Raw genomic sequence first — 21360 nt, 5'->3', positions numbered from 1 at the left:
CCGCCTCATTCGAACATCTCCGCCACTTCATCGGCCAGCGAGTCGCCGGGCTGTGCACCGTCGTGCGTAGAACCAGGTTGCTTTCCATTGTCCGCCTCGCATGGCGCGGGCCGGTCGCGCAGCGCCATCTGGATCTCGGAGTCCTGGCTCGGGGTATGAAGGCCAACCACGTCACCGTCCCGAACCGCGGGATCGTCGTGGACAGCCAGGATCCGGCGCATCTGCTCCATGCGCCGGAGGTGGGCTTGTACCCATCTATCAGCGCCAAAAATCGCTTCGCTTACGGCGGTCTCAGCCTGGACTAGTTGCTCAAGCGCGATAGTGAGTTGTCGCTCGATTTTGGCGCGATGCTTTGGGTCGCCCTTGACGAACACGTTCTCCGCACATCCCAGGCAGTTCCCGTGGTTCTGGCAGGGGAGAAGGGAGTAGTCGTGGACGCAGATACCGACTTCTGTGATATGGCTGCTACCGAGGAGAGTGCGCTTGATCTCGTTCAGAGGGATTGGCTGCTTCCGGTCCGAAACCGCGGCCCTCGCGGCTTCGAATACTGGGCCATGCCCGCCCTCGTCGTCCTCCACCACGCGATCAATTGCCTCCAGGATCTCGCTGGCCGTCTCGTGGTCATAGAAGTGGTTCTGGTCGGGGTGCCGCCCGCTCCACTTAGCGATGTCCAGCTCCCCTACCCCCCGCATGTGCGCGATGGTGTTGAGCCAGTGCCGGAATGCGTGCGTGGTGATTTGGATGGGGCTTCCGTCCTCCTCAGTCAAACCGTAGCGCTCGAACACCGACGGATAATCAATTTTGCCGCGAAGCCAGCCATAGAACTGATGATATCCGACAGGCTCGATCAAGCAGAGTGACGAGGTCTTATAGTTATTGAGGCCATGCAGCTTCACGACGGCCAGGGCATTTGAGTAAGGCAGGTGTCGCATTCCGTTGAGATAGGGGAAGTCCTTTGGCAGTAGAGAGAGCACCTTCCGTTCGACCTCGGAGAAACGCACTTCCACAAGGGGCTGCCCATTTGCGCCGAGGCGATCTCCTCGGCGTTTAGCGATCGCGTTGCCGTCTACCCAGGCCTGAGCAGAGCCAACCCAGGGCAGCCCGAGAATGGCCTGGACTTCCGGAACCAGGATCCACTCGCAGCTTCGGAGATGTTCGAGGTGTCGAGGTAGCCACAAACTTTTTGGATTACGTTCGTACCAAGCCGCCACCTCCCTTGCAGCGGTACATTCGACGCGAAGGCGCTGCACGGCCTCCCGCACGACGTCAGCGAACGCGTCCGGGACCCATTTTACATGGGGCACGTTTCCCTTGCCCGGCCAAACTCGGATGCCGTAGGCCGGCCGCGAGTTCTCGGGCGCCCCGCCCTCAGCTTGCCCCTCCTCACCTCTCCGGAACGGCTCCGCCTCCACCTCGCAGTCTACGGAGAGTTGGAGGACCTCGTGGGCGCGGATCGGAATGCCGCAACAGATTGCAGTAATCGCCGAGTACAGCCGGTCGGCTGCTGTCTGCGGATTACGAAAGACGTGGGCAAGCCCGTCGAATGCTGCTCGACTTGGTAGGCGCTTGGCGCGGCGGTCAGCGAACTCCTTGCCTAGCCGGCTCTCGATCTCCCTCGGCTTCGCAAGCTGGCAGCGCCACCGGAAACTGGATGCGAGCAGGTTCGTCTCTGCGCAGAACTGGAGGAGGATCTCGAGTTGGTTGCCTAGTTTGTAAGGCATGTGGCTGCCAGAGCCGGCCACAAGATCCAATGCACGGTTGAGTACATGTGCGTCCAGGTTCCAGATCTCAGGAGCCCGCTCAACGGAGCGGAAGGCGGCCTCAACGAGACGGAGTGCGTGGAGACGCAGGAACGTCTGTCCGTAGCTCACTGCTGCGGCGGAGTGGCGGTAGCGGACATAGGCCTTAGCGAACTCGATGAAGGGGGCTTTCAGCGCGTTGCCGCTGGAGCGAGCCTTTAGGTTTCTCGTTTCCTTCGGCACGAAGTGCAGCCACCGTTCGCACTTGTCTCCTTTGGTGGTGAACGCTCTGGTTACATCCCAAGAGACCGCGCTGTATGCCGTATCGGCGATCAGGACATCATTGAGCCGTGTTCGCGCAAGGTCGATGAAAGCCGTCACCTGATCCTCGGCGCGAAGGCTTGCAAGCGGGCGAAATGGGACGATGATGTTCATCAGCCTGCGCCTCCACGGCCGCTCCGAAGGGCTTCGCAGGCAGCTACGACCTCGGCCACCGCTAGGATCGTGCGGTCCAGAATCTCGACAATTTTGGCAGCGTAGCCGGCGACGCGCTGATGCTCGCGCTCAGCCAGGAGCTTTTCCAACTCCGCCTCGTGCGGCCCCTCCAAGATGGGCTGGAAGTGGCGGCAGGTGTAGCAGGCGACCGGTACGTGGAGTCCGCAAAAGCCCATGGTGCCGCAACCACCCAAGGGTTCGCGGCTATCCTCCATACTTCTGTCGTGGATCCTGCCGCCGGGAATGACACTGGCACTCACCTGATGTGCCGGTGCGACGTGCATTCCCTGGAAGGCTTGGGCCAAGGGCGCCATGTCCATGGCGAGTTTACGGCTGAGACGGGCAGCAGCGGAGGGTGTAGCTTCGGTATAGACCCCAACGTGGCTGGTAGAGGAATGGTCGAGGAGTTCGGCAATAACGTGCTTTGAGACGCCCATGTCCGCTAGCCGCTGCGCCAGAGTGTGCCGAAAACGCTTCGGGTTTGCCTTGAGGTTCGGGCAGACAAGGCGAAGGGTGCGTTCCAACCTAGATCCAAGGTTGGAATTCGTTTCGTGCCAAGCAAATCCTGGGATTTTACCCTTCGCTCGACCCAGAAATAGTGCCGGGTCGTCGTTCTTGATTCCGCGCGCTTGGCGCAACTGGGCGTTATGTTCCAGGAGTGTTTCGAGGAGCGCACCGACGTTCTGTGCGCATCTGCGGGTCTTCATCTCCTGGCGATGCCGCTTGCCTAGCTGCTTGGCGCGGGGCACCTGCAGCAGGTAGACCTTCTGACCATTGCTGCCGATGCCGACAACAAAATCCCGTTCTTTCAGGTTGGCCGCCTGCACCGGCCGCATGCCGAACGCCAACATCAGTACAGCTAGGGCAAAGTCTGGTAAGTCGATCTTCCCGTCGACATAAGCCTGTGTGATTGACGCGTGGATCATCTCGAGTTCCGTGGTCGAGAAGGCGCCCCGCTTCGGATCCCGCGTACGGATGTCTACCCCGGTCGGATTGCCTGGGATACGCGATCGCCGCAGGTACTCGATGGCGGCATCGGTGGAGATGCCGAGGTTCGCCTCATGGAGCCGGATCAGGAGAATTCGAAGGGTCCCGAGCTTCCAAAGGGTGTTCTGGTTAAGGCGAGAACGGAAATGAAGGAGGTGCTCAAGGTCCACAAGCCCGCCGCGCGCGTGCCGGCCCGAGAAGCTCGACATGTAAAAGTCTCGGAAACGATCGAAGAGATTCCTGCTGTGGTCGAAGGAGTATTCTTCCAACAGGGCGACTAGCCCGAGCTTGAGGGACCGAATGAAGCGCTCGCCAGAGGCCGCGAACTCGCCAAATCTCCAGTTTTTTCCGCTGCCTGTTCTGGACTCAAGATGCCAAGAATCAGGGCGAGGGTCGAAGTCGAACCCGTCACGCGTACGTACCCGAGCAGGCACGATGGGAAGGTCGTTGGCGTGTTGATGCAGCATCTCACTCTTCTTCCTTGGTGAGGACGGATAGAAGCGCACCCAGCCCTTCCTGCATTTCCACGGACAGCTTGTTCCCCTCTCGCTCGACGTACCGTCGGGTGTACCGCCCGGCCATCTGCGACCTCGGACTCCATCCCATTTGGTGCTTCCGGAGCTTCTCCTCTCGTTCGGGCGCAAGTCCCTTCCGTTCGGCTTGCTCTGAAAAGCGGTCGTTCCAAGTATGCCGCATCGCATGTGGCGTCAGTTCCGCAGGCAGGCCTGTGACGCGCTTACGCAGCGCGGAGAACAGCTTGTTCACGCTCGACACAGACAGCGGGCCGCCGGCCCGGCTATTGACGAGGAGGAAGGGGTGCCGACGCGCACCAGGCAGCTTTCGCCGAATCTCTGTGATGTATTCGTGCAAGAGGCCAGAGAGACGCCCTCCCGCGCTTAGCTGCCTTGGGAAGGTCTTCGTAGCGGGCTGCGTGGTTCGTGGGTCGAGGGGATCGTCGGGCCGGCGATGGACGGCAACAGCGCACCGGCTTGCTGTGAAAGTCAGATCCTGGGTCCTGATTACCAGGAGTTCGCCCCTTCGGATTCCAAGGTCGAGGAGCATCAACACGATCAGCCGGTTCCTGACCCTGACCGCAGGCTCCCAGGGATTATCCGGGTGGTCCGGCTCGATGACTGCACGCAGCTGGAGTTGGTGTGCCTCGGAGATTCCCTTCCGAGGCACGTCTGTGCCAACAGGGATCTCCTTGTATTCGGATGCGATCCTCTTCAGGCAGGACAAACGTTGCGAGGCATACGCAGCTCGTGTGTCGTGGCCGGCGTGGACCGCCATCCTCTTTTCGTACCCGCCGCTGTTGAACTCTAGGAAGGCGTGAATAGTCTGTAACCGGTTCCGCTTCACCGAGAGGCCAACGTAATCCGGAGGACGCCGCAGCACGTCGACCCTGGTAGGCCTGGATGGGAGGGGACACCGTCCGGTCAAGAACCGGTTCTCAGCAATCTCCTCCAACGCGCGCCAAAGGCGCCAGCCGCTGAACCGCAGGAGGCTCCGAAGTTCTTCGTCGGTGAAGAAGCGGCCGCTCACCACCCGCGCTGAGAGGTCGATGTTCTCCGCATCAGCCCAAAGGTACAGGTACTGCAGGTTCTCAAGATCAGCTTCGAGGGTCCGTGCCTGCTTGTAGGTGCGTCGCTGAGCGATGATCCAATCGATGACCGCCTCTAGCGGAAGCCCGTCGACTCTGGTGACGAGGAAGGGCATGCGTTCGCCGGTCGAGAACTTTGCCCAGCGGATCTGAAGTGGGTTGTGCACTGCCTCCCGCATTAGGGAACACTCCCCTTCTGCGGTTCCAACGAAGCGGATCGTGCCAAGTACAGGCAGCGGCGCGCGAGCGGGCGACGCGCCAGACGCTGGAGGCGCGTGTCAGCAACCGTGGCGAGCCACGGGTTTCTTTCTTGGGATTGCAAGGGGGCGATCTCCGAGCAGGCGCCTCGGGCGCCTGTTGAACTGCGAGTCGCCTATGAGGGCGACCCGCGGCCAAATCTCAGGAGATCAGCCTATGTACGCGCGCAGCGTCCGGACGAAGGTCCGGGCAGAAGCTGCCGTCAGCAGGGCGCGATTGAAAGGCATGTGGCGAATTGGCCTGATCAGACCGAGTCGGGTCAAAGTGAATCCATTCACTCTATCGCGAAATTTTCGTGATCGCAATTCGCCAAGGCCGCCTGATCCAAGGTCAGGTGTGGGACCACGAGATTGTCGCCTGAACGGCCGCGCCACTCATTGTGCTTGGGGCGGCGTCAGAACAGCGACAACTGGCTTACCCGGTCCAGTCGCAACACCCCGACCAGGAGCCATTGCTCGGCACGGCGCGAGTGCGTGCCCATAGCGAAGGCCATCCCACGGGCGGGGTATTCCGCCCCAAAGGTCTTCTCCAAGTCGGCCAGTGCGGCCTTGGCCCCCATCGTCCTCTCGCGTCGATAGTACGTCGCTGCGGTCTCCCAGTCGTCACAGGTTGCCTTGTGTGTCTTTCCTTCAGCGTCGGTCCAGTCGAAGTGGAAAGCATAGGGGCAGGGATTCAGCGCCGTCAGGTCCGGATCGAGGAAGGATTTCTGGCGGGCGGCATCTTCGTAGGCTGCCCGTTCCTCGGCGATCTGCTTCTCTGTCTTTGCCTTCCATCGAAATCGGACCGAAATCGGCCGGACAAGAGTGAGGCTCATGCCTTTGGCCGCAGCTTCTTTGGTTGAGCCGGTTATTATCGGTTCAAGGAACTGTGCCCTCTCACGCTCGGGCATTACCTCGCCGACCTCAATTGTCTCTTCTTGAACCCGACGACTCTCACGTCTCTGGTCCTCAGGGCCAGGAGCGATCCAGTCGTACTCAATCCACTGCCAACGGCTAAACTGGTTGTCCCGTAGACGGCGGAAATGAATGGGGTATTGCCGCCGCCACTGGCCGTCCATAGTGACGCCAGCGCAGCAGACTGTCTCTCCGTGGCGCTGGCCGACATGAGGGAGGGCCTTCACCAGGACTAAGACCTTCTCGCGCCCACTTCTCTCAAGCGAGTTCGAAGGCTGAGACTTCGTTAGAGACGGACTTTTTGGATGCACTGGCGACTCGCAGGTGCCTTATTTTAACTGGCAGGGTAGCAGAGATGGCATCTGCGACAATGCTGCGATGGCACCCGTTATGGTCCCGCTCGAAGCACATCAAGCAAGAGACCTTATCAGCGACCAAGTGTGAGGCTATTGCCAGGTCCGCGAGGGCCCTCTCAGACCGCATGTGCCTGCGGAAAATTTTGCGGAAAAGGGCCATGTCGCCGCTACGGGCAGCATCTCGGCCCGGCTTTGGATCGCCCAGACCACGTAAGTGGACGTAGTCGATTCCAGCATCGGCGAGAGCAGCGGAAAGTGCCGTCTTCGAGAAGCCGCGGCGGCGCGAGAGCGGGAGTTCTCGGACATCGAGTAACCGCTTGATGCCCTCCTCCTTGAGGGCGGCGATGAATTCGTCGAGCACGACTCCTTCATAGCCGATCGTCGCCAGAAAACCTGCCTGCCGCTTTGTCATGAACCAGGTCATGGCGTCGGCAGCCTCCGCATGTCAACGCGACTAACGCCTGAACCGATCCGGGCCGCGCGGCCTTCAAGCCTGCCGCACGTCCGTGGGGACGCTCCAGAAACCCTCCATGTCTCGGCTCACCTGCATGATGCGCCAGGGAATCCGCTGTGCCTGGAGGCAGGAGTGGCCTTTTGACAGATTGTCGGATCCACCCGAAGCAAATATTCCGCAGCCGGATATTGTAGCGTTCGTAAACCAGAACCCGCATGTCGATCAACGACATCCGGGCTCTCTATTTACAGAGTCCGGCGCATTCCTCACAAGATCGGGCAGACGCCCGAGGCGCATTGCAGATGGGCGAGGTCGATCGCCTCGTGCAGCGCCGGGTCGCGGATGTCCTCGACCAGCGCGGTAAAGCGCTCCAACGGCACCTCCTCCTCGGGGAGATACTCGTAGCCGAGCGCGTGATCCGGCCGGCTCGGCAGGATCGCGCAGCAGCGGATGCGCGGCTGGTGCTCCAGCAGCATCTCGCGGAACGCCTCCAGGTCGTGGCGGTCGGTGTAGACCTTGAGCGTGTAGGAAACCTGGTTGCCCCGCTCGGCACCGATCCAGTGCCGCTCCAGCAGCGCCAGCCAGCGGTACTGGTCCTCGGGCGAAGCATCCGGCGCGGTCACCAGACGCTCGCCGATGCCGAGGCGCTGGATCAGCGGCAGAGTGGGAAAGCCGACCACGGACATGCCGGGGAAGGAGCGCAGCACCCGCATCGGGTATCCGCGGGCCTCGTAGTCCGGCAGCAATGGGTCGCTGTCGGCGGCCCAGGCGCCGGTGCCGTCGCGCGTACCCCTGAACTGGACCCAGCGCAGGTACTGCCGCCGGGCCGGCAGGTGGGCGCCCTCGGTCAGGCCGAAGAGCTTGCTGGTCGTCCCCGCGGGCTTGACCGTCGTGACGGTAACGGGCGCCTCGAGGCCGAGCTCCGTGGCGTAGGCGATGCCTTCATCCTTCGCCGCCGCCGACAGCCGAGCCAGCATGGCCCAGAACGAGGCGGACCGCGCCTCGTCCAGCAGGTCCTCGAAGTCCAGGCCCCAGCGCATCCAGGCCCACTCGTGCAGACCCGTCGGGCCGATCCCCATCCGGTTGGTGCGCCGCACCTCCTCGGCGTAGAGGGCGTCCATGGTGTTGGCGCGCATCAGGAAGCGGACGCCGAGGCGGACGCTGTCCTCCACCCGCGCATCCCACTCGGCGGCGAGCTCGTCCGGCACAAGGCCGGGCGTGACCGTGTCGAGGCCGGCGGGGCAGGCGAACAGGGGCGCGAAGTCGGCGATGACGCAGTAGCCGCCGGTGACATGCAGGGTGATCTCGCCGCAGGGGTTGGTCGTCGCCGGGAAGCGCGCCGACTGCGCCCGGCGCGCCAGCTCGGCCAGTAGCGGCACGGCGAGGTCGGCCCGGTAGCGGGCGGAGCGCACGTCGCGTCCGTCCTCGTGCACCGGCTTGCGCCAAGCGTCGCCGGTGCGCGCGTCCTCGAGCTTGTCGCCGTTGATGAAGCCGGGCTCGCCATTGATGTAGGCGCAGCGCGTCGCCTCGTCGAACACCGCGAGCGCGTGGCGGTGCCAGGGATCGGCGCTGCCCGCACGGGCGGCGCGCACGCCCTCCCAGAACCCGGCGTCCACCATGACGGAATTGTTGGCGGTCCACAGCCCGCCCTCGGACTTGGCGCGGATGAAGCGCAGGATGCCGGGGTCGCGCCAGGACTTGGACGCCATGCGCGCGGCGCGGCGGGCGCCGCCCACCTGCACCTCGACCGAGAGGTGGTGGTCCACCAGCAGCGCCTGCTCCCAGGGCTGCAGGGCCTCGTCATCGGCTGCGCGATGCCGGGCGGGCTCGATCACTTGGTGGCGCAGGTTGACGAAGGCGCGCATGAGCGAGAGCGGACCCGAGGCCGGGCGGCCCTGCATGCCGGCAATCGGGGCGCCGCGCGGGCGGACGGCCGAGAAGTCGAGCAGCAGGGTGCGGTCGGCGGCGCCTTCGAAGGCCAGGCTCTCCACGAGTTCGACCGCCTTGCCCCACCCCTCACGGCTGTCGACGATCTCATGACGGATGGCGCCGGGCGGCAGCCCCTCCGCGTCGCCGAGGAACTCGCGGCTGATCCAATCGCGCACCTCCGCCTCCTGCGCCTCGGAGAAGGCGTCCAGCCTGGTGCCCCAGGGCAGGAGGCCGAACTCGGCGCCGAAGCGGTGCAGGTCGGCGCGCGTGCGCGGCCGGTCGGGATGCGCGGGATCAAGGCGCAGCAGCAGCCGCGGCGCCTGGCCCCAGTCCACCACGACCAGCTCGTCGTCATAGGCCCGGCCGACGCCGCTGCCATTCAGGAGCAGGTAGAACAGGCTGAAGGATACGTTGGCCGTCGAACAGTTGGTGAAGACCTCCATGTTCCGCCCAGGCTGGCCCACGTCGCCGTGCTGAAGGTGCCGCCCGGAGGTGATGAGGGCCCCGGAGGCGATGGCGTTGCGCAGCCGTGCCTGCTCGGCCGGGTCCGCCGCCTCGCCGAGCAAGGTCATGTTGCCCGCAGCCACGCGGTCGGCCACGCGGCCGAAATCTTCCCCGTCGGCGACGCGGAACACGGTGCGCCGGGCGACGGCCAGCCCCATGCCGGGGTCGAGGACGCGGGCCGGCACCGGCAGGGTGCCGAAGCTCGCGCCGGGGCTTGGGGCGTGCCGCGCCTCGGGGGCGCGGGAGAGGTAACCATCCATCAGGGCGTCTCTGTTCTCGCCGTCCGCCACCGTCGGCGAGTCGACAAACACATAATATGGATATTACGAGGGACTGTCACCCACTACATATAGAGAACGCAGCCCGACCAGCGATCCGGGCAGGCAGTCCGCGAGCGTCGCCGCGTCGAGCTCCGCGAGGAATGCGGCACGCCCCCGCGCGAGCACGCCGCGCAGGCGGCAATCCGCCGACAGGCAGCAGGCGCCGCCATCCGGCCGGAAGCATTCGACCAGCGCCTGCCCCTCCTCCAGCAGGCGGACCACCTCGCCGATGCGAATCTCCGCCGCCGGCCGGGCCAGCAACACGCCCCCGCGGGCGCCGCGAAGGGTCCGCGCCAGCCCTGCCCCGGCCAAGTCCTGGATGATCTTGTGCAGGTGGTTGCGGGGCGCGCCGACCTCGGCCGAGAGCTCCTCGGCCGTGCGCACCCGGCCGGGCTCGGCGGCGAGCCGCATCAGCAGGCGCAGGGCGATGTCGGTGGAGGCGAGCAGGCGCAACCGGAGGACTCCTCGAATCTGGTATTGACGGTACCACAATCCAGCACGAAAGTAACTGGAGTTGGAGATACAAGTTTGAACGCCATCCCGGAAACTCCCGAGCGCCGCGCCGCCCTCACCGGTGAGATCGCGGCCCGCACCGGCCTCGGCGAGGAGGCCATCGGCTCCTTCCTGCGCGCCTTCTACGGCGCCGCCCGGCAGGACCCGCTGCTCGGCCCCGCCTTCGCCGGCGTCGCGGACTGGGAGCGGCACATCGCCACCCTCACCCGGTTCTGGGGATCGGTCGCGCTGATGACCGGCGGCTACCACGGCCAGCCCATGCAGGCGCACGCGCATCTGGCCCTGACCCCCGCCCATTTCGCCCGCTGGCTCGCCCTCTTCGAGGAGACGGCGCGGGTGCATTTCACTGAGGAAGGCGCCGGGCACATGCTCGAGCGCGCCCGCCGCATCGCCCGCAGCCTAGAGATGGGGCTGATCCCCCTCGCGCTGCCGGCCAGAGGGAGCCCGAGGGCGCTAGGAGTGCAGTCATGACCGAGACCCTCGCCCCGGCCGCCGGCGCCTATGCCGCCCGGCCGGTCGCCGGGTTCGCCGCCAGCCTGCCTGGCGCGACGGCAGTTTTCCGGCTTCACAAGATCGACGTCTGCTGCGGCGGCCAGGCCCCGCTGGCCGAGGCGGTCGCGGCGCCCGGGGCCGACCTAGGCGCGGTGGAAGAGGAGCTGGCGGCCCTGGTGCCGGGCGGGGCCATGGCGCCTGAGGCGACCGAGGAGCTGATCGCGCTGATCGAGACCCGCTACCACGCCACCCACCGGCGCGAGCTGCCCGAGCTGGAGCACATGCAGAAGGAGGAGCAGGTTCTGTTCCCCCTCATGCGTCGCGGCGGCCACCCGATGATCGGCCATCCCATCGGCATGATGCGCCACGAGCACGACAGCCACGGCGCCCAGCTCCGCACCCTCGACGCCCTGACCACGGGCGGCGTGCCGCCGGCGGGCGCCTGCAACACCTGGCGGGCGCTCTATGCTGGCACCCGCAAGCTGACGGACGACCTGATGGAGCACATCCACCCGGAGAACAACGCCCTGTTCCCGCGCTTCGGGGCCTGAGCGTGGCGGCGTCCGTCGCTATCGGCGTGGTCACCGTCTCCGACCGCGCCAGCCGCGGCGAGTATAAGGACCGGGGAGGCCCGGGTATCGAGGCTGCCCTCGCCCGCATCCTCGCCACGTCCTGGCACCCGGTGCGGCGCCTGGTGCCGGACGAGCGGGCCGAGATCGAGGCGGCGCTGCGCGACCTCGCCGACCTCGAGGGCCGCCCGCTCATCGGGACCACCGGCGGCACCGGACCGGCGCCGCGCGACGTCACCCCCCGAGGCCACCGAGGCGGTCTCCGACCGCATGCTGCCGGGATTTGGCGAGCTGATGCGAGCGGTCTCGCTGCGCGCCGTGCCGACCGCCATCCTCTCGCGCCGGACGGCGGGCACGCGGGGGCGCAGCCTGATTGTGAACCTGCCCGGCAAGCCCTCGGCCATCGCGGAGTGCCTAGATGCAGTCTTCCCGGCCATACCCTATTGCATCGACCTGATCGGCGGGCCGCGGCTGGAGACGGACCCGGCCGCCTGCGTCGCCTTCCGCCCCAAGGCGGCCTGAGGGAATGAGCGTGGGGGGCTGGGGCGAGTTCGCCGGGGCCTTCGGCCTCTTCCTTCTCTCCCACGCTCTGCCCGCGCGCCCCGCGTTGCGCCAACGCATCGCCGGGGCGCTCGGCGAGCGCGGCTACCTCGTGCTCTACAGCCTCCTCTCGGTGGCGGCATTGGCCTGGCTGGTCGCGGCCAGCGGACGAGCGCCCTACCTGGCGATCTGGGACGCGGCGCCGTGGCAGTGGTGGATGCCGAACCTCGCCGTGCCGCTGGCCTGCCTGCTGGTGGCCTTCGGAACGGCCGCGCCGAACCCGCTCTCCCTCGGCGGCCGCACGGCCGGGTACGACCCGGAGCACCCTGGCGTCGTGGGATTCACCCGACACCCGCTGCTCTGGGCCATCGCGCTCTGGGCCGGGGCGCACGCCGTGCCGAACGGCGACCTCGCGCACCTGCTGCTCTTCGGCGGCTTCGCGGGGTTCGCGCTCCTCGGCATGCGCGCCCTCGACCGGCGTCGCAGGCGTCAGCTCGGCGCGGAGGCATGGGCGCGGCTCGCCCGCCGCACCGCCTTCTGGCCCGGCGCGGCGCTGGCCTCCGGACGATGGCGACCCGCTACCCTTCCCTCTTCCCAGCGCCTGGTTGCGGCGACGCTGCTATGGCTTGCCCTTCTCGTGCTGCACGGACCGATCATCGGGGTCACGCCGCTGCCGCCCTGACCCCGGCGGATGTTGCGGTTAGAAATCCGGCGGCGGGGCCGAGCCGGCGGCCGCCGGCTCGGCCAAGCTGCGTCAGCCGCGGGGCTGCGCCGGGCCTCGTCGGTCGTCGGTGATGTCCTCGATCCAAGTCAGCGCCGCGACCGCGCGCGGGAAGCCGAGGGTCGGGATGGCCAGCAGCGCCACCTGCTTCAACGCCTCCTTCGGCACGCCCTCCTCCAGCGCGCGGCGGCAATGCGAGTGCACGCGGCCCTCCGACGCGGCACCGATGGCGAGCGCCAGCTTCACCAGCCGGAGCGCCTCCCCCTCGACAGGCCCCGCCTTGGCGCAGGCCTCGCCGAGGGCGGCGTAGGCCCGGTAGAGCTCCGGGTAGGACCGCGCCACCTGCCCCGCCGCGGCGGGAAGTTCCTCATCCTGCTGCATCGACCCCGCCTCCTGTTCCTTGAACGCCGCGGAGAACGCGGCAGCGTCACCCGGGCTTCCCGTCCGCCCGCGGCCGCAGCAGCATCGGCCCATGCGCCAGCAGGAACAGCCCGAAAGCCAGCACCCAGAGCGCCCCCGCGGCGGCATGGGGCAAGCGGGCCCGGCAGAACCGCCGGGCCGTAGGCGCGCAGCAGCACCGCCGCGGGAAGCAGCGCCCAGGCCGCCAGCATGGCGGGCGCGGCGACAAGCAGGTGTCCGGTATGGCCGAGCGTCGCCCGGGGCATGACCGCCAGGATCATCAGGGCCACGGCGCAGCCGCCCGGCGCGCGTGCGGCGGGGGTGGGGTTCGGGTTGGCGACGGCGGCTGCCTCCGGCAGGTCGCGTAGGGCGCGCAACTCGGGGTGCTCGGCTCGTTCCATGCGTCGGATGGCGAGGTGCATTCAGGCCAAGCTGGCGGCGACGAGCAGCATGAAGCAGCTCGTCCAGACGCCGATCAGGTCGTTCATGGCGCCGAAGGCGATGGGCAGGATGAAGCCGCCCAGGTCGCCGATCAGGCCGACCACGCCGCGCACCGAGCCGACGCGACCGGGGTAGCAAACGGGGGACGTGCTTGTAGACCGCGGCCTTGCCCAGGCTCATGAAGAAGTCGAGCGTCATGGTCCGCCCCATGAATGGCAGGAAGCCGATGGCAAGGTCGAACTCGATCGGGCCGCGGATGCCGCGCAACACGTAGTGCGTGCCGGGGTAGCTCAGCAGCAAGCAGCAGACGGTGGAGCCAATGAAGGTCCACTACATCACCCGCCGCGCCGTAGCGGCCGCTCAGCGTGCCGCTTAGTACCCGGAACAGCGAGCCGGGGATGGAGTAGGCGGCGCCCAGCATGCCCACAATGACGATGTCGAGCCCGTAGACGCTCACGTAGAAGCGCGGCAGCCAGAGGGCGAGGGCGACGAAGCCGCCGAAGACGAAGAAGTAGTAGAGCGCGAAGCGCCAGACATGGATGTTCGCCAGCGGCGCCATCATCGCGCCGAAGATGCTGGGCGCGGTACCCTGGCGCTCCTTCGGGTACCACTTCGAGACGTAGGCGACGCCGACCGAGAACGAGCCTCCCGCGATGCCGACGCCGAGCGCGGCGAGCAGGAAGGTCGTGTAGTCGTGCGCGTAGAGAGCATTCAGGTGGCGGCGGCCGCGGCCAGCATCATCAGCGCGAAGACGCGACGGACGCCATTCTCGGGCTGTCCTACCTCGCCTCGGGGCCGCTCTCACCGACGTGCGGCTGCTGATGATTCCGGCCGATGCCTCCCGGGGAGGGCATCACCCAGGATCCGGCGCTGGGGCGGGCGACCATCGAGCTCCTCTCGCGCCACTGGCGCCTGATGGTGGACCAGGTGGTGGACCTGAAGCTGCGCTCCTCCGAGCGGCGCGTGGCGAGGTTCCTGGCCCGACGCGTTCCGGAGGAGGCGGGCGCGGGCGTGGCCGCGCGGCCGGAACCGCGGACGGTCATCGCCGCCCGGCTTGGCATGACACTGGAAACCCTCTCGCGGACGCTCAACGCACTTGAGGCGCCGGGCGTCATCCGCATGTCGCCGCGCGAGGCCCACGTGGTCGATCGCGCTCGCCTTCTGTAGGCCGGCGCGAGATAGGCTTCCAAGAGGGCCATGGCCCGCGGAAGCACCTCTCGATCACCAGCAGGGCAACCTTGGGCCAGGCACGCCGTGCTCCGCGCGGGTGCCAGAAATGGCTTTCATTTTGGTTCCGGGAACTTACATTGCGGCCGCGGGTCGCTCGCGCCTGTGCGGCCGCCTGCCCACGCCAACGTCCTGGGAGAAAGGAAACCCGCTGTGAGCCACCAGCCCGTCCTCTCCCCTACCACCCACCTGCTCCTGCGCCGCATTTCCGAGGCGGTGCCCGATCCGATCGCGGTGCTGCTCGCCCCGGACTGGCGGGTGGTCTACGCCAACCGCAGCTATCGCGCTCTGGCCGGGATGGAGGGGGCCGACATCATCGGCCGGAAGGTGGCCGACCTGTTCCCCGGCGTCATCGCCTGTGGTGGCTTGGCGCGGCTCGCCGAGGCCCGGTCCTCGGGACGGAGCATCTCCAGCAAGGCCGTCCGCGCCGTCCTCCGCACTGGTGACCCGGAAAGCTGGTGGGACATGGACCACCACCCGTTGCCGGACACCGACGGTGACCTCGGCGCGGTGCTGGTCATCCTGCGGGACATCACGGCCGAAGTCGGGGCCCGGCAGGAGGCCGAGGCGGCCACCACGGCACTCCGGCGCCGGGCGGAGCAGATGCGGCTCGCGATCGGCGCGGGCCGCATGTACTTCTGGGACTTCAACGTCACCACCGGTGCCGTCGAGTGGTCGGAGGGGCTGGCCGAGGCATGCGGCATGGCGCCGGGCTCCTTCGGCGGCACCGTCGAGGCGTTCCGGAAGCTGGTCCATCCCGACGACCTGGCGCGGGTCGAGGCTGCCATCGGTCGGGCGCTTGCGTGCGAGGCGGCGTACGACATCGAATTCCGCATGCTCCGGGCCGATGGCGGAGAGCGCTGGGTGCTGTCGCGCGCCACCGTCGAGCGCGACGCCGCGGGCCGCCCGGTGCGCATGGTCGGCATCGACCTGGACCTGACCGAGCGCAAGCGGGCCGAAATTCGGTTGGCCGAGAGCGAGGCACGGCTGCGGGCGATGCAGGAGGTCGCCGAGTTCGGCACCTGGGAGTGGGACCGCGACACGAGGCGGCAGGTCTGGTCCCCGGAGCAGTTCGCCCTGCACGGCGTGCCCGAGAGGGAGGGGGCACCCACGCTCGAGCGGTGGCTGGACTTGGTGCACGCGGATGACCGCGACCTGCTGTTCGACGCGGCGCGCCAAGGCTGGGCCGCGTCCGGGCACCGCTACCGCACCCTGTTCCGCATCCGGCGGGCTGACGACGGTGCCGAGCGCTGGCTGGCCGCCCTGGGGCGGGTGCTCAGGGCCGCACCGGACGGCACGCCGGTGCGCATGCGGGGCATCAACATCGACGTCACCTGCCTGGTGGGCGACCTGGCGCAGGGCCAGGGGTGGACGGGGGAGCATGACGACGCCGCCTTGCTCCGCTCGGTGCTGGACGGGAGCACCGACTGCACCAAGGTGGTCGAGCCGGACGGCACGCTTTCCTTCATGAACGCCAATGGCCTGTGCCTCATGGAGATCGACGACTTCGAGAAGTTTCGGGGACGCGAGTGGGCCTCGCTCTGGCCGGAGGACAGCCGGGCGCGGGTCCGGAAGGCGGTGACGAGGGCGCTGTCCGGCGAGGCAGACCGCTTCGAGGCGCTCTGCCCGACCGCCAGGGGGAACCCGAAGTGGTGGGACGTCGTCCAGCCTGCTGCGGCTCCAGGCGCAGCGGACGGCCGAGCCGGCCGCCGCCGAGGCGCTCGAGAAGGCCATGTCGCGGGTTATGGCCGTGGCCGAGGCGCACCGCAGCCTCTACCGCAGTTCCGATCTGCGGACGGTCGATCTGTGCAGGGTTCTGACCGACCTGACCGAGCACCTCGGCTCGCTGTCGCCCAAGGTCGCGGTGCGGTGCGCGAGCCACGCCGGAGTGAACATGGATGCCGAGCGCGGCATTCCCATCGGCCTGATCGCCAGCGAGCTGCTCAGCAATGCCATCAAGCATGCCTACCCGGACGGTGGGCAGGGCGCGGTCGAGGCCACCGTCGAGGAGCGGGATGGCCTCGTTGTGCTCACGGTCGAAGATGGGGGCCGCGGCATGCCACTGGACAGTCCCGGAACGCGGTCGGGACTTGGCTCGGCCTTGGTGAGGTCGCTGGCGCGCCAGGTCGGCGCGCGGGTCAGCGTCGAGAGCTGTCCCGGCAGGGGGACCAAGGTCAGGCTGACCCTCACGCGGGAATCCGACCCACCGGGGCCGGAGCCACACCTCCCTGCCGCTGGGTGACGGCGGCTCGCCGACCCGGCGACCTACGGCGGCGTCCCGCCGCCGGCACGGACGAAGCCGTGCCGCGCAATCCCGTGGACCGGGGCGGGTCGTACTGGGGGCCGACCCATCGAGCGATAAGGCGGAATGCTTGGGATAAGCGCCGGGGGAAACCGGACCGTCACGCTCAAGGAGATCTGACACTGGATGGAGTCAGTGCCGGCGAAGGTTAGACTTGCAGCTTCGAAACCCTGGCCACATGCGTACCATCGGCATCGCTCCTCAGCAGGTGCACGCAGAGAGGAGGACAGTCACGGCACCCCGTTCGCAGGCAATCCGAAACGGCGCGGCATCAGCGCTTGCGCCGGGAATCCAACGGCCTTCGCCCCTGCCATTGCTTCCTCGGCGCCTATCACATGGGCTTCACCCCGTCCGCTGATTCGCTGCACGCCACCACGCCCAATGCCCGGGCGCCGGCCCATACCAGGCCCGGTTCAGAAGATCGGCGGGCCGCCCTGGACGAGGTAGGGCCACTTCGCGTCCTTGTCCGATATGGCCGTGATGGGCAGCGGCCACTCTATGCCGAGCATCGGGTCGTCGTAGCGGAGGCCTCCCTCCGCCTGCGGCGCATAGGCGGCCGAAACCAGGTAGGACACCTCCGAATCATCGGCGAGCGTCTGGAAGGAATGTGCGAAGCCGGGCGGCACGTAGAGCTGCCTGCGGTTCTCCGCCGTCAGCTCGAAGGCCTCGTGCCGGAGGTAGCTGGGCGAGCCCGAGCGCAGGTCGACGATCACGTCGAGGATGGCGCCGCGGATGCAGCGCACCAGCTTGGCCTCGGTATGCGGCGCCCGCTGGAAATGCATCCCCCGCAGGGTGCCCGCCGTGGCCGATGTGGACATGTTCTGCTGCACGAAGTCCTGCGCCATGCCATGCGCCGCGAATTCCTCGCGGCACATGGTGCGCGCGAAGATCCCGCGCTCGTCGCCCCGTGGCTCGATATCGATCAGCCAGGCATCCTGCAGCGTCGTCTTGTGGAAGATCATGAGGCGATTCCAACTTCCAGCTTCGGCGCGCGGGCCAGAAAGCGCGCCTCCTGTTCCGCATAAAGCCTGTCCACGACGCGGCCTGGCGGGATATCCACATCGGCGAAGGTCAGGACACTGTCCTTCGCCACCGGCCGGGTGATGCGGCAGCCCAGCGCGATGCCGAGCGGCAACAGGCGATCCTGTGCAATGATCTCGCTGTTCTCGGCCACGCCATAGGCGTGGTAGCCGCCGAACTCGGTGATCACGTCGCCCGGCGACAGGTCGATCTTCGCCACCGCGATGACGCCGACCTCCGGCCCGCCCCGCGGCGCAAGCACGGCATCGCCGAACAGCGCAGCCCGCGCGACCGAGGTGGGCACCTCGAAATGGCACAGGTGATACGGCGTGTAGAAGCAGAAATACGGGCCCGTGCCGAGCTTGTAGAGATTCAGGAAATGCTGCTGACGCGGATCGTCATGGGTGCCGAGGACGAAGACGCCGGGCCCCGGCCGGGCGCCGACGACATAGTCCACGATCCCCGGGCCACCGGCCGAGAGGTGCTCCGCGAAGGAGGCGATGGTTTCCTCGAGGGGAACCAGCGGCGCATAGGGGTCACCGCCCGAGAAATCCGGGCCGATCATGCCGCGGCGTGCCACCTTGAAGCCGGTGCCGTTCGCCACGATCGCCTGCTCATAGGAAATCTTGGTGCCATCCGCGAAGGAGGCCACCATCGCCGCCTTCTGGCCCCAGCGCTCGGCGAAGGGCTTCTGCGTGGTGGGGTTCCGGTAGGGGTCGTGCAGGCCCTTGATGTTGCCGCAGAGCACCGGCGTCACGCCGAGGCCGCGCACGAAGCGGTACAGATTCATCTGCACGCCCGGCTGGTCGCCGTCGGAGAAGCTGTAGACCACGCCGGCCGCATCGGCGCGCTGCTTGAGGATGGGCCCGACCGTCCCGTCGAGTTCGGCATTCATCTGCACGACATGCTTGCCCGCAGTGATGGCCGCCAGGACGACCTCCGCCGCATAATCGATCGAGCCGGTGACTTCGACCACCACGTCGATGCCGTCGGCGCCGGCCAAGCCTACCGCATCCTCCGTTACCACGGGCTGCCCGCGGGCGATGGCGGCATTGATGGCGGACCGGCTGTCGCAGACGGTGGGCTCGATCCCCAGCACGGTGAAGGCCTCGATCGCCTTGTCGATATGCCGGTTGGCGACCGCCGCGACCCGCATGCCGGGTGTCGTGGTCACGATCTGGCGGATGATGGCGGCGCCCTGGAAGCCGGCTCCGACGATCCCGACCTGGATAGGCCGGCCCTCGGACTCACGACGAGCAAGCGCGGTATCGACGATGATCACCTGTATTCCTTTTCAATCACCGGGTTCGCCAGAGGCCCGTTGTTACCGGAATTTTCATGCTGTGCCCGGCCATCACCGGCCTTTGACAGCCCGTGCATCGGCTGGCGGCATGGCACGCGCCGCGTCAGGACGAGCGCGTCCTGGGCCACGGTGTCCCCGCTCGGAAATGTCACGCCTTACCTCATCCTGATGCACGCATAGACTGTACAGGGGCACTACTTCCCGTGGCCGGCATCATCCCTGGACGCCATGTTGTAGAATTGAGCAAACCATTCCTGGAGTTCAGGAGGCGCTTCATGGCCTGCCTTTTTGCGCGCTGCTACAGCAGCAGCGGCATCTACCTTCCCTAATTCCCTCATTAACGATAGCTCATGAAAACAATGCGCCAACCAACAATGCCGTTATCATTTCCGTCCATTACCAGTGGTTACGGAAGACGGAAATGACGGCATGAACGCCAGCGCCACCAGCGATGCGCCGACCGGCATCCAGCGCGCAAGACGGAGATTTCGGAACGCATGTCCTTGCCCGCATCCTCTGCCAGGCCCGACCCGCTGATCCTCACCCTCGCCCTCGATCCCGGCACCCAAGCCCGCTTCGACCGCGAGCGCCGGGCCCATTTCCCACCCGAGCGCAACCACCTCGCCGCTCATCTGACGCTTTTCCATCACCTCCCCGGCGAGGCGATCGACGAGATCGCGGCCCGCCTCGCCGAAACCAGCCGCTGCCAGCCTGGCCTCGACCTCGCCGTGGAGGATGTCTGGATGATGGGCCGCGGCGTCGCCTACCGGCTGCGCGCGCCCGGGCTGGTGACGCTACGTGCTGGCCTTGCCGCCGGCTGGCAGGACTGGCTGACGCCGCAGGACCGGCAGCCGCTCCGCCCGCATGTCACCATCCAGAACAAGGTGACGGCTGAGGCGGCACGAGCACTGCATGGCAACCTGCGCGCGGCCTTCACCCCCTTCACCGCACGCGGGACCGGCTTGCTGCTCTGGCATTACCGCGGCGGGCCATGGGAAGCGGCCGGCACCTTCCCTTTCGCCTAAGCAAAGGATGATAACGATGCGTCTTGGTTAAAATTCTGCTCACGATTCCGTGAAAGGACGGCGCTACCTGCCGCCTCCCGCACGGATTCCAGCCTTGTCCCACCTCGGCCCCTTTCGCCTCCTCACCCTGCATTCCGCCCTGTTCGGCCTGGCGACGGCGATGGCCGGTGGCTTCGTCGGTGCCTATCTGCTCAAGCTCGGCCTCGGGCTGCCCGTGGCGCTGGCGACCTATGCGGGCCTCCTCACGGTCCGCTGTGGCATCCGGCTGCTCGCGGTCGAAGTGGTCCGGCGGGTCGGCATCGCCGGCGGCATGAAGGTCGGCGCGGTCCTCGGCGCGCTCGGCTTCCTCCCGCTCCTGCTGGCCGACCGGAGCAGCGGGTGGCTCCTTGCCTGGGTCGTCGCGGTCTCGATGGCCGAGGCGCTCTACTGGCCCGCCTACCACACCGCCACGGCGGCCACTGCGGCCGGGGAGGGCTCGCTCGGCCGCCAGCTCGGCGAGCGGATGACGGTCGGCGCGCTGGTGACGGTAGTCGGCCCCCTGGCGGGCGGCCTGCTGCTGGCCTCCTTCGGCGAGGCCGCCGATTTCGGGATCGCCGCCTTCTGCTCCCTGCTCTCCATCCTGCCGCTCGCCCGCCTGGGCCGGATCGAGGGCGGGCCGATGCCGCGTATGCGCGAGGCGCTGCACGGCACCGACAGGGCCGGCATGGCGACCTTCGCGGCGGATGGCTGGATCTCCTCCGGCCTCACCTTCGTCTGGCCGATGCTGCTGTTCTCGTCGATGGGGGCGGATTACGAGGCCTTCGGCGCTGCCAATGCCGTTGCCGGCCTGGCCGGCGCAGCGGTGAGCCTGTTCTGCGGCCGCGCCATCGACCGCGGCCAACGCGACCGCTACCTGCTGCTTGCCTGCACCGCGCTGGCGGCGAGCTTCGCGCTCCGCGCCGCCTCGGCTTGGTGGCCGCTTGGCGCGGCCGCGGCGAATGCCACCGGGGCCGCGATCGCGGGCTTCTACGGACCTGTGGTGATGAGCACGGTCTATGCGCGGGCACGGCGTTCGGGCGCGATCTACCGCTTCCAGATCAATCTCGAGGCAGGCTGGGATTGCGGCGCCGTCAGTGGATTGCTGGTGGCCGCGCTGGTGGCCTGGGCGGGCCCCGCCGCATCGCTCGCGGTGCTGCCGGCCGCCCTCGGCATCGTCCCGCTCTACCTGGCCGTCCGGGGCCCGCGCCGCGTGGCGCCGGCACCCGGCCCGGCCCTCATCGCCGCGGCCTGACCG

20 protein-coding genes and 3 pseudogenes are annotated in these 21360 nt (G+C 67.5%); 10 read left to right on the top strand and 13 right to left on the bottom strand.

Annotation, left to right across the window (positions count from 1 at the left end; genetic code table 11):
* Positions 1-5: 5 nt before the first annotated feature.
* From JMJ56_RS09235 to JMJ56_RS09205, 7 genes are all read right to left on the bottom strand, one after another.
* Positions 6-2174, bottom strand: a complete 2169-nt coding sequence (locus JMJ56_RS09235) for a hypothetical protein (RefSeq protein WP_202831326.1) — start codon at positions 2172-2174, stop codon at positions 6-8.
* Entirely contained in the window at positions 2174-3688 is a 1515-nt protein-coding gene (locus JMJ56_RS09230; protein ID WP_202831325.1) for a site-specific integrase, read from the bottom strand. The genes JMJ56_RS09235 and JMJ56_RS09230 overlap by 1 nt, the downstream gene beginning before the upstream one ends.
* A gap of 1 nt (position 3689) precedes the next feature.
* Positions 3690-5000: a site-specific integrase gene (locus JMJ56_RS09225; protein ID WP_202831324.1), complete on the bottom strand. Its 1311-nt coding sequence runs from the start codon at positions 4998-5000 to the stop codon at positions 3690-3692.
* A 473-nt stretch (positions 5001-5473) separates the two neighbouring features.
* Positions 5474-6199 carry a hypothetical protein gene (locus JMJ56_RS09220; protein ID WP_202831323.1) on the bottom strand — a complete coding sequence of 242 codons (726 nt, stop codon included), beginning with the start codon at positions 6197-6199 and terminating at the stop codon, positions 5474-5476.
* Positions 6200-6230: 31 nt separating this feature from the next.
* Complete coding sequence (locus JMJ56_RS09215) at positions 6231-6752, bottom strand: DUF488 domain-containing protein (RefSeq protein WP_236037574.1); 522 nt, start codon at positions 6750-6752, stop codon at positions 6231-6233.
* A gap of 296 nt (positions 6753-7048) precedes the next feature.
* Positions 7049-9475 carry a recombinase gene (locus JMJ56_RS09210; protein ID WP_202831322.1) on the bottom strand — a complete coding sequence of 809 codons (2427 nt, stop codon included), beginning with the start codon at positions 9473-9475 and terminating at the stop codon, positions 7049-7051.
* Positions 9476-9538: 63 nt separating this feature from the next.
* A complete protein-coding gene (locus tag JMJ56_RS09205; RefSeq protein ID WP_236037573.1) occupies positions 9539-9988 on the bottom strand; it encodes an RrF2 family transcriptional regulator in 450 nt (149 codons plus the stop codon).
* Positions 9989-10063: 75 nt separating this feature from the next.
* On the opposite strand from JMJ56_RS09205, the gene JMJ56_RS09200 reads away from it, so the two are divergent.
* The 5 genes and pseudogenes from JMJ56_RS09200 to JMJ56_RS09185 all read left to right on the top strand — a co-directional run bounded on the left by JMJ56_RS09200 (position 10064) and on the right by JMJ56_RS09185 (position 12331).
* A complete protein-coding gene (locus JMJ56_RS09200) occupies positions 10064-10519 on the top strand; it encodes a group III truncated hemoglobin (RefSeq protein WP_236037572.1) in 456 nt (151 codons plus the stop codon).
* Positions 10516-11091 (top strand): DUF542 domain-containing protein, encoded by a 576-nt coding sequence (locus tag JMJ56_RS09195; protein ID WP_202831321.1) that lies wholly within the window; start codon positions 10516-10518, stop codon positions 11089-11091. Before JMJ56_RS09200 ends, JMJ56_RS09195 begins: the two co-directional genes overlap by 4 nt.
* A 2-nt stretch (positions 11092-11093) precedes the next feature.
* Positions 11094-11294, top strand: a pseudogene (locus JMJ56_RS36190) (hypothetical protein); the annotation flags it as partial.
* Positions 11295-11379: 85 nt separating this feature from the next.
* Positions 11380-11631, top strand: a complete 252-nt coding sequence (locus tag JMJ56_RS36185; RefSeq protein ID WP_407927894.1) for a molybdopterin-binding protein — start codon at positions 11380-11382, stop codon at positions 11629-11631.
* Between the two features lie 4 nt (positions 11632-11635).
* The gene (locus tag JMJ56_RS09185; RefSeq protein ID WP_202831320.1) at positions 11636-12331 is read left to right on the top strand and encodes an NnrU family protein; all 696 of its coding nucleotides are present in this window, start codon (positions 11636-11638) and stop codon (positions 12329-12331) included.
* A gap of 72 nt (positions 12332-12403) precedes the next feature.
* Here JMJ56_RS09185 and JMJ56_RS09180 read toward each other — a convergent pair whose 3' ends face one another.
* From JMJ56_RS09180 to JMJ56_RS09170, 4 genes and pseudogenes are all read right to left on the bottom strand, one after another.
* A complete protein-coding gene (locus tag JMJ56_RS09180; RefSeq protein WP_202831319.1) occupies positions 12404-12751 on the bottom strand; it encodes a carboxymuconolactone decarboxylase family protein in 348 nt (115 codons plus the stop codon).
* Between the two features lie 167 nt (positions 12752-12918).
* Positions 12919-13050 (bottom strand): annotated as a pseudogene (locus JMJ56_RS35480) (NnrS family protein); the annotation flags it as partial.
* A gap of 141 nt (positions 13051-13191) precedes the next feature.
* Positions 13192-13314, bottom strand: coding sequence for a hypothetical protein (locus JMJ56_RS36180; RefSeq protein WP_268884970.1), 123 nt, complete (start codon positions 13312-13314; stop codon positions 13192-13194).
* Positions 13302-14015: an MFS transporter gene (locus JMJ56_RS09170; RefSeq protein WP_202831318.1), complete on the bottom strand. Its 714-nt coding sequence runs from the start codon at positions 14013-14015 to the stop codon at positions 13302-13304. Before JMJ56_RS09170 ends, JMJ56_RS36180 begins: the two co-directional genes overlap by 13 nt.
* Positions 14016-14044: 29 nt before the next feature.
* Here JMJ56_RS09170 and JMJ56_RS09165 point away from each other — a divergent pair, with 29 nt between their 5' ends.
* The 3 genes and pseudogenes from JMJ56_RS09165 (at position 14045) to JMJ56_RS35475 (ending at position 16679) form a co-directional block, all read left to right on the top strand.
* The gene (locus JMJ56_RS09165) at positions 14045-14377 is read left to right on the top strand and encodes a Crp/Fnr family transcriptional regulator (protein WP_202831317.1); all 333 of its coding nucleotides are present in this window, start codon (positions 14045-14047) and stop codon (positions 14375-14377) included.
* Between the two features lie 30 nt (positions 14378-14407).
* Positions 14408-16090: pseudogene (locus JMJ56_RS09160) on the top strand (PAS domain-containing protein); the annotation flags it as partial.
* A 16-nt stretch (positions 16091-16106) separates the two neighbouring features.
* Entirely contained in the window at positions 16107-16679 is a 573-nt protein-coding gene (locus JMJ56_RS35475; protein ID WP_407927898.1) for a sensor histidine kinase, read from the top strand.
* Positions 16680-17152: 473 nt separating this feature from the next.
* Here the strand turns inward: JMJ56_RS35475 and rfbC are convergent, their stop codons facing one another.
* Positions 17153-17701, bottom strand: coding sequence for a dTDP-4-dehydrorhamnose 3,5-epimerase (gene rfbC / locus JMJ56_RS09155; RefSeq protein WP_202831315.1), 549 nt, complete (start codon positions 17699-17701; stop codon positions 17153-17155).
* Complete coding sequence (locus tag JMJ56_RS09150; RefSeq protein ID WP_202831314.1) at positions 17698-19041, bottom strand: NAD(P)H-dependent oxidoreductase; 1344 nt, start codon at positions 19039-19041, stop codon at positions 17698-17700. Before JMJ56_RS09150 ends, rfbC begins: the two co-directional genes overlap by 4 nt.
* A 518-nt stretch (positions 19042-19559) precedes the next feature.
* Here JMJ56_RS09150 and JMJ56_RS09145 point away from each other — a divergent pair.
* Entirely contained in the window at positions 19560-20087 is a 528-nt protein-coding gene (locus JMJ56_RS09145; RefSeq protein WP_202831313.1) for a 2'-5' RNA ligase family protein, read from the top strand.
* A 94-nt stretch (positions 20088-20181) separates the two neighbouring features.
* Entirely contained in the window at positions 20182-21357 is a 1176-nt protein-coding gene (locus tag JMJ56_RS09140; RefSeq protein WP_202831312.1) for a hypothetical protein, read from the top strand.
* Positions 21358-21360: the final 3 nt, after the last annotated feature.

Origin of the sequence: Belnapia arida (genome assembly GCF_016773205.1) — a bacterium.
Classification (GTDB): domain Bacteria; phylum Pseudomonadota; class Alphaproteobacteria; order Acetobacterales; family Acetobacteraceae; genus Belnapia; species Belnapia arida.
The sequence above is the reverse complement of the archived record's forward strand: the minus strand, read 5'-3'. Positions and strand labels throughout refer to the sequence as shown.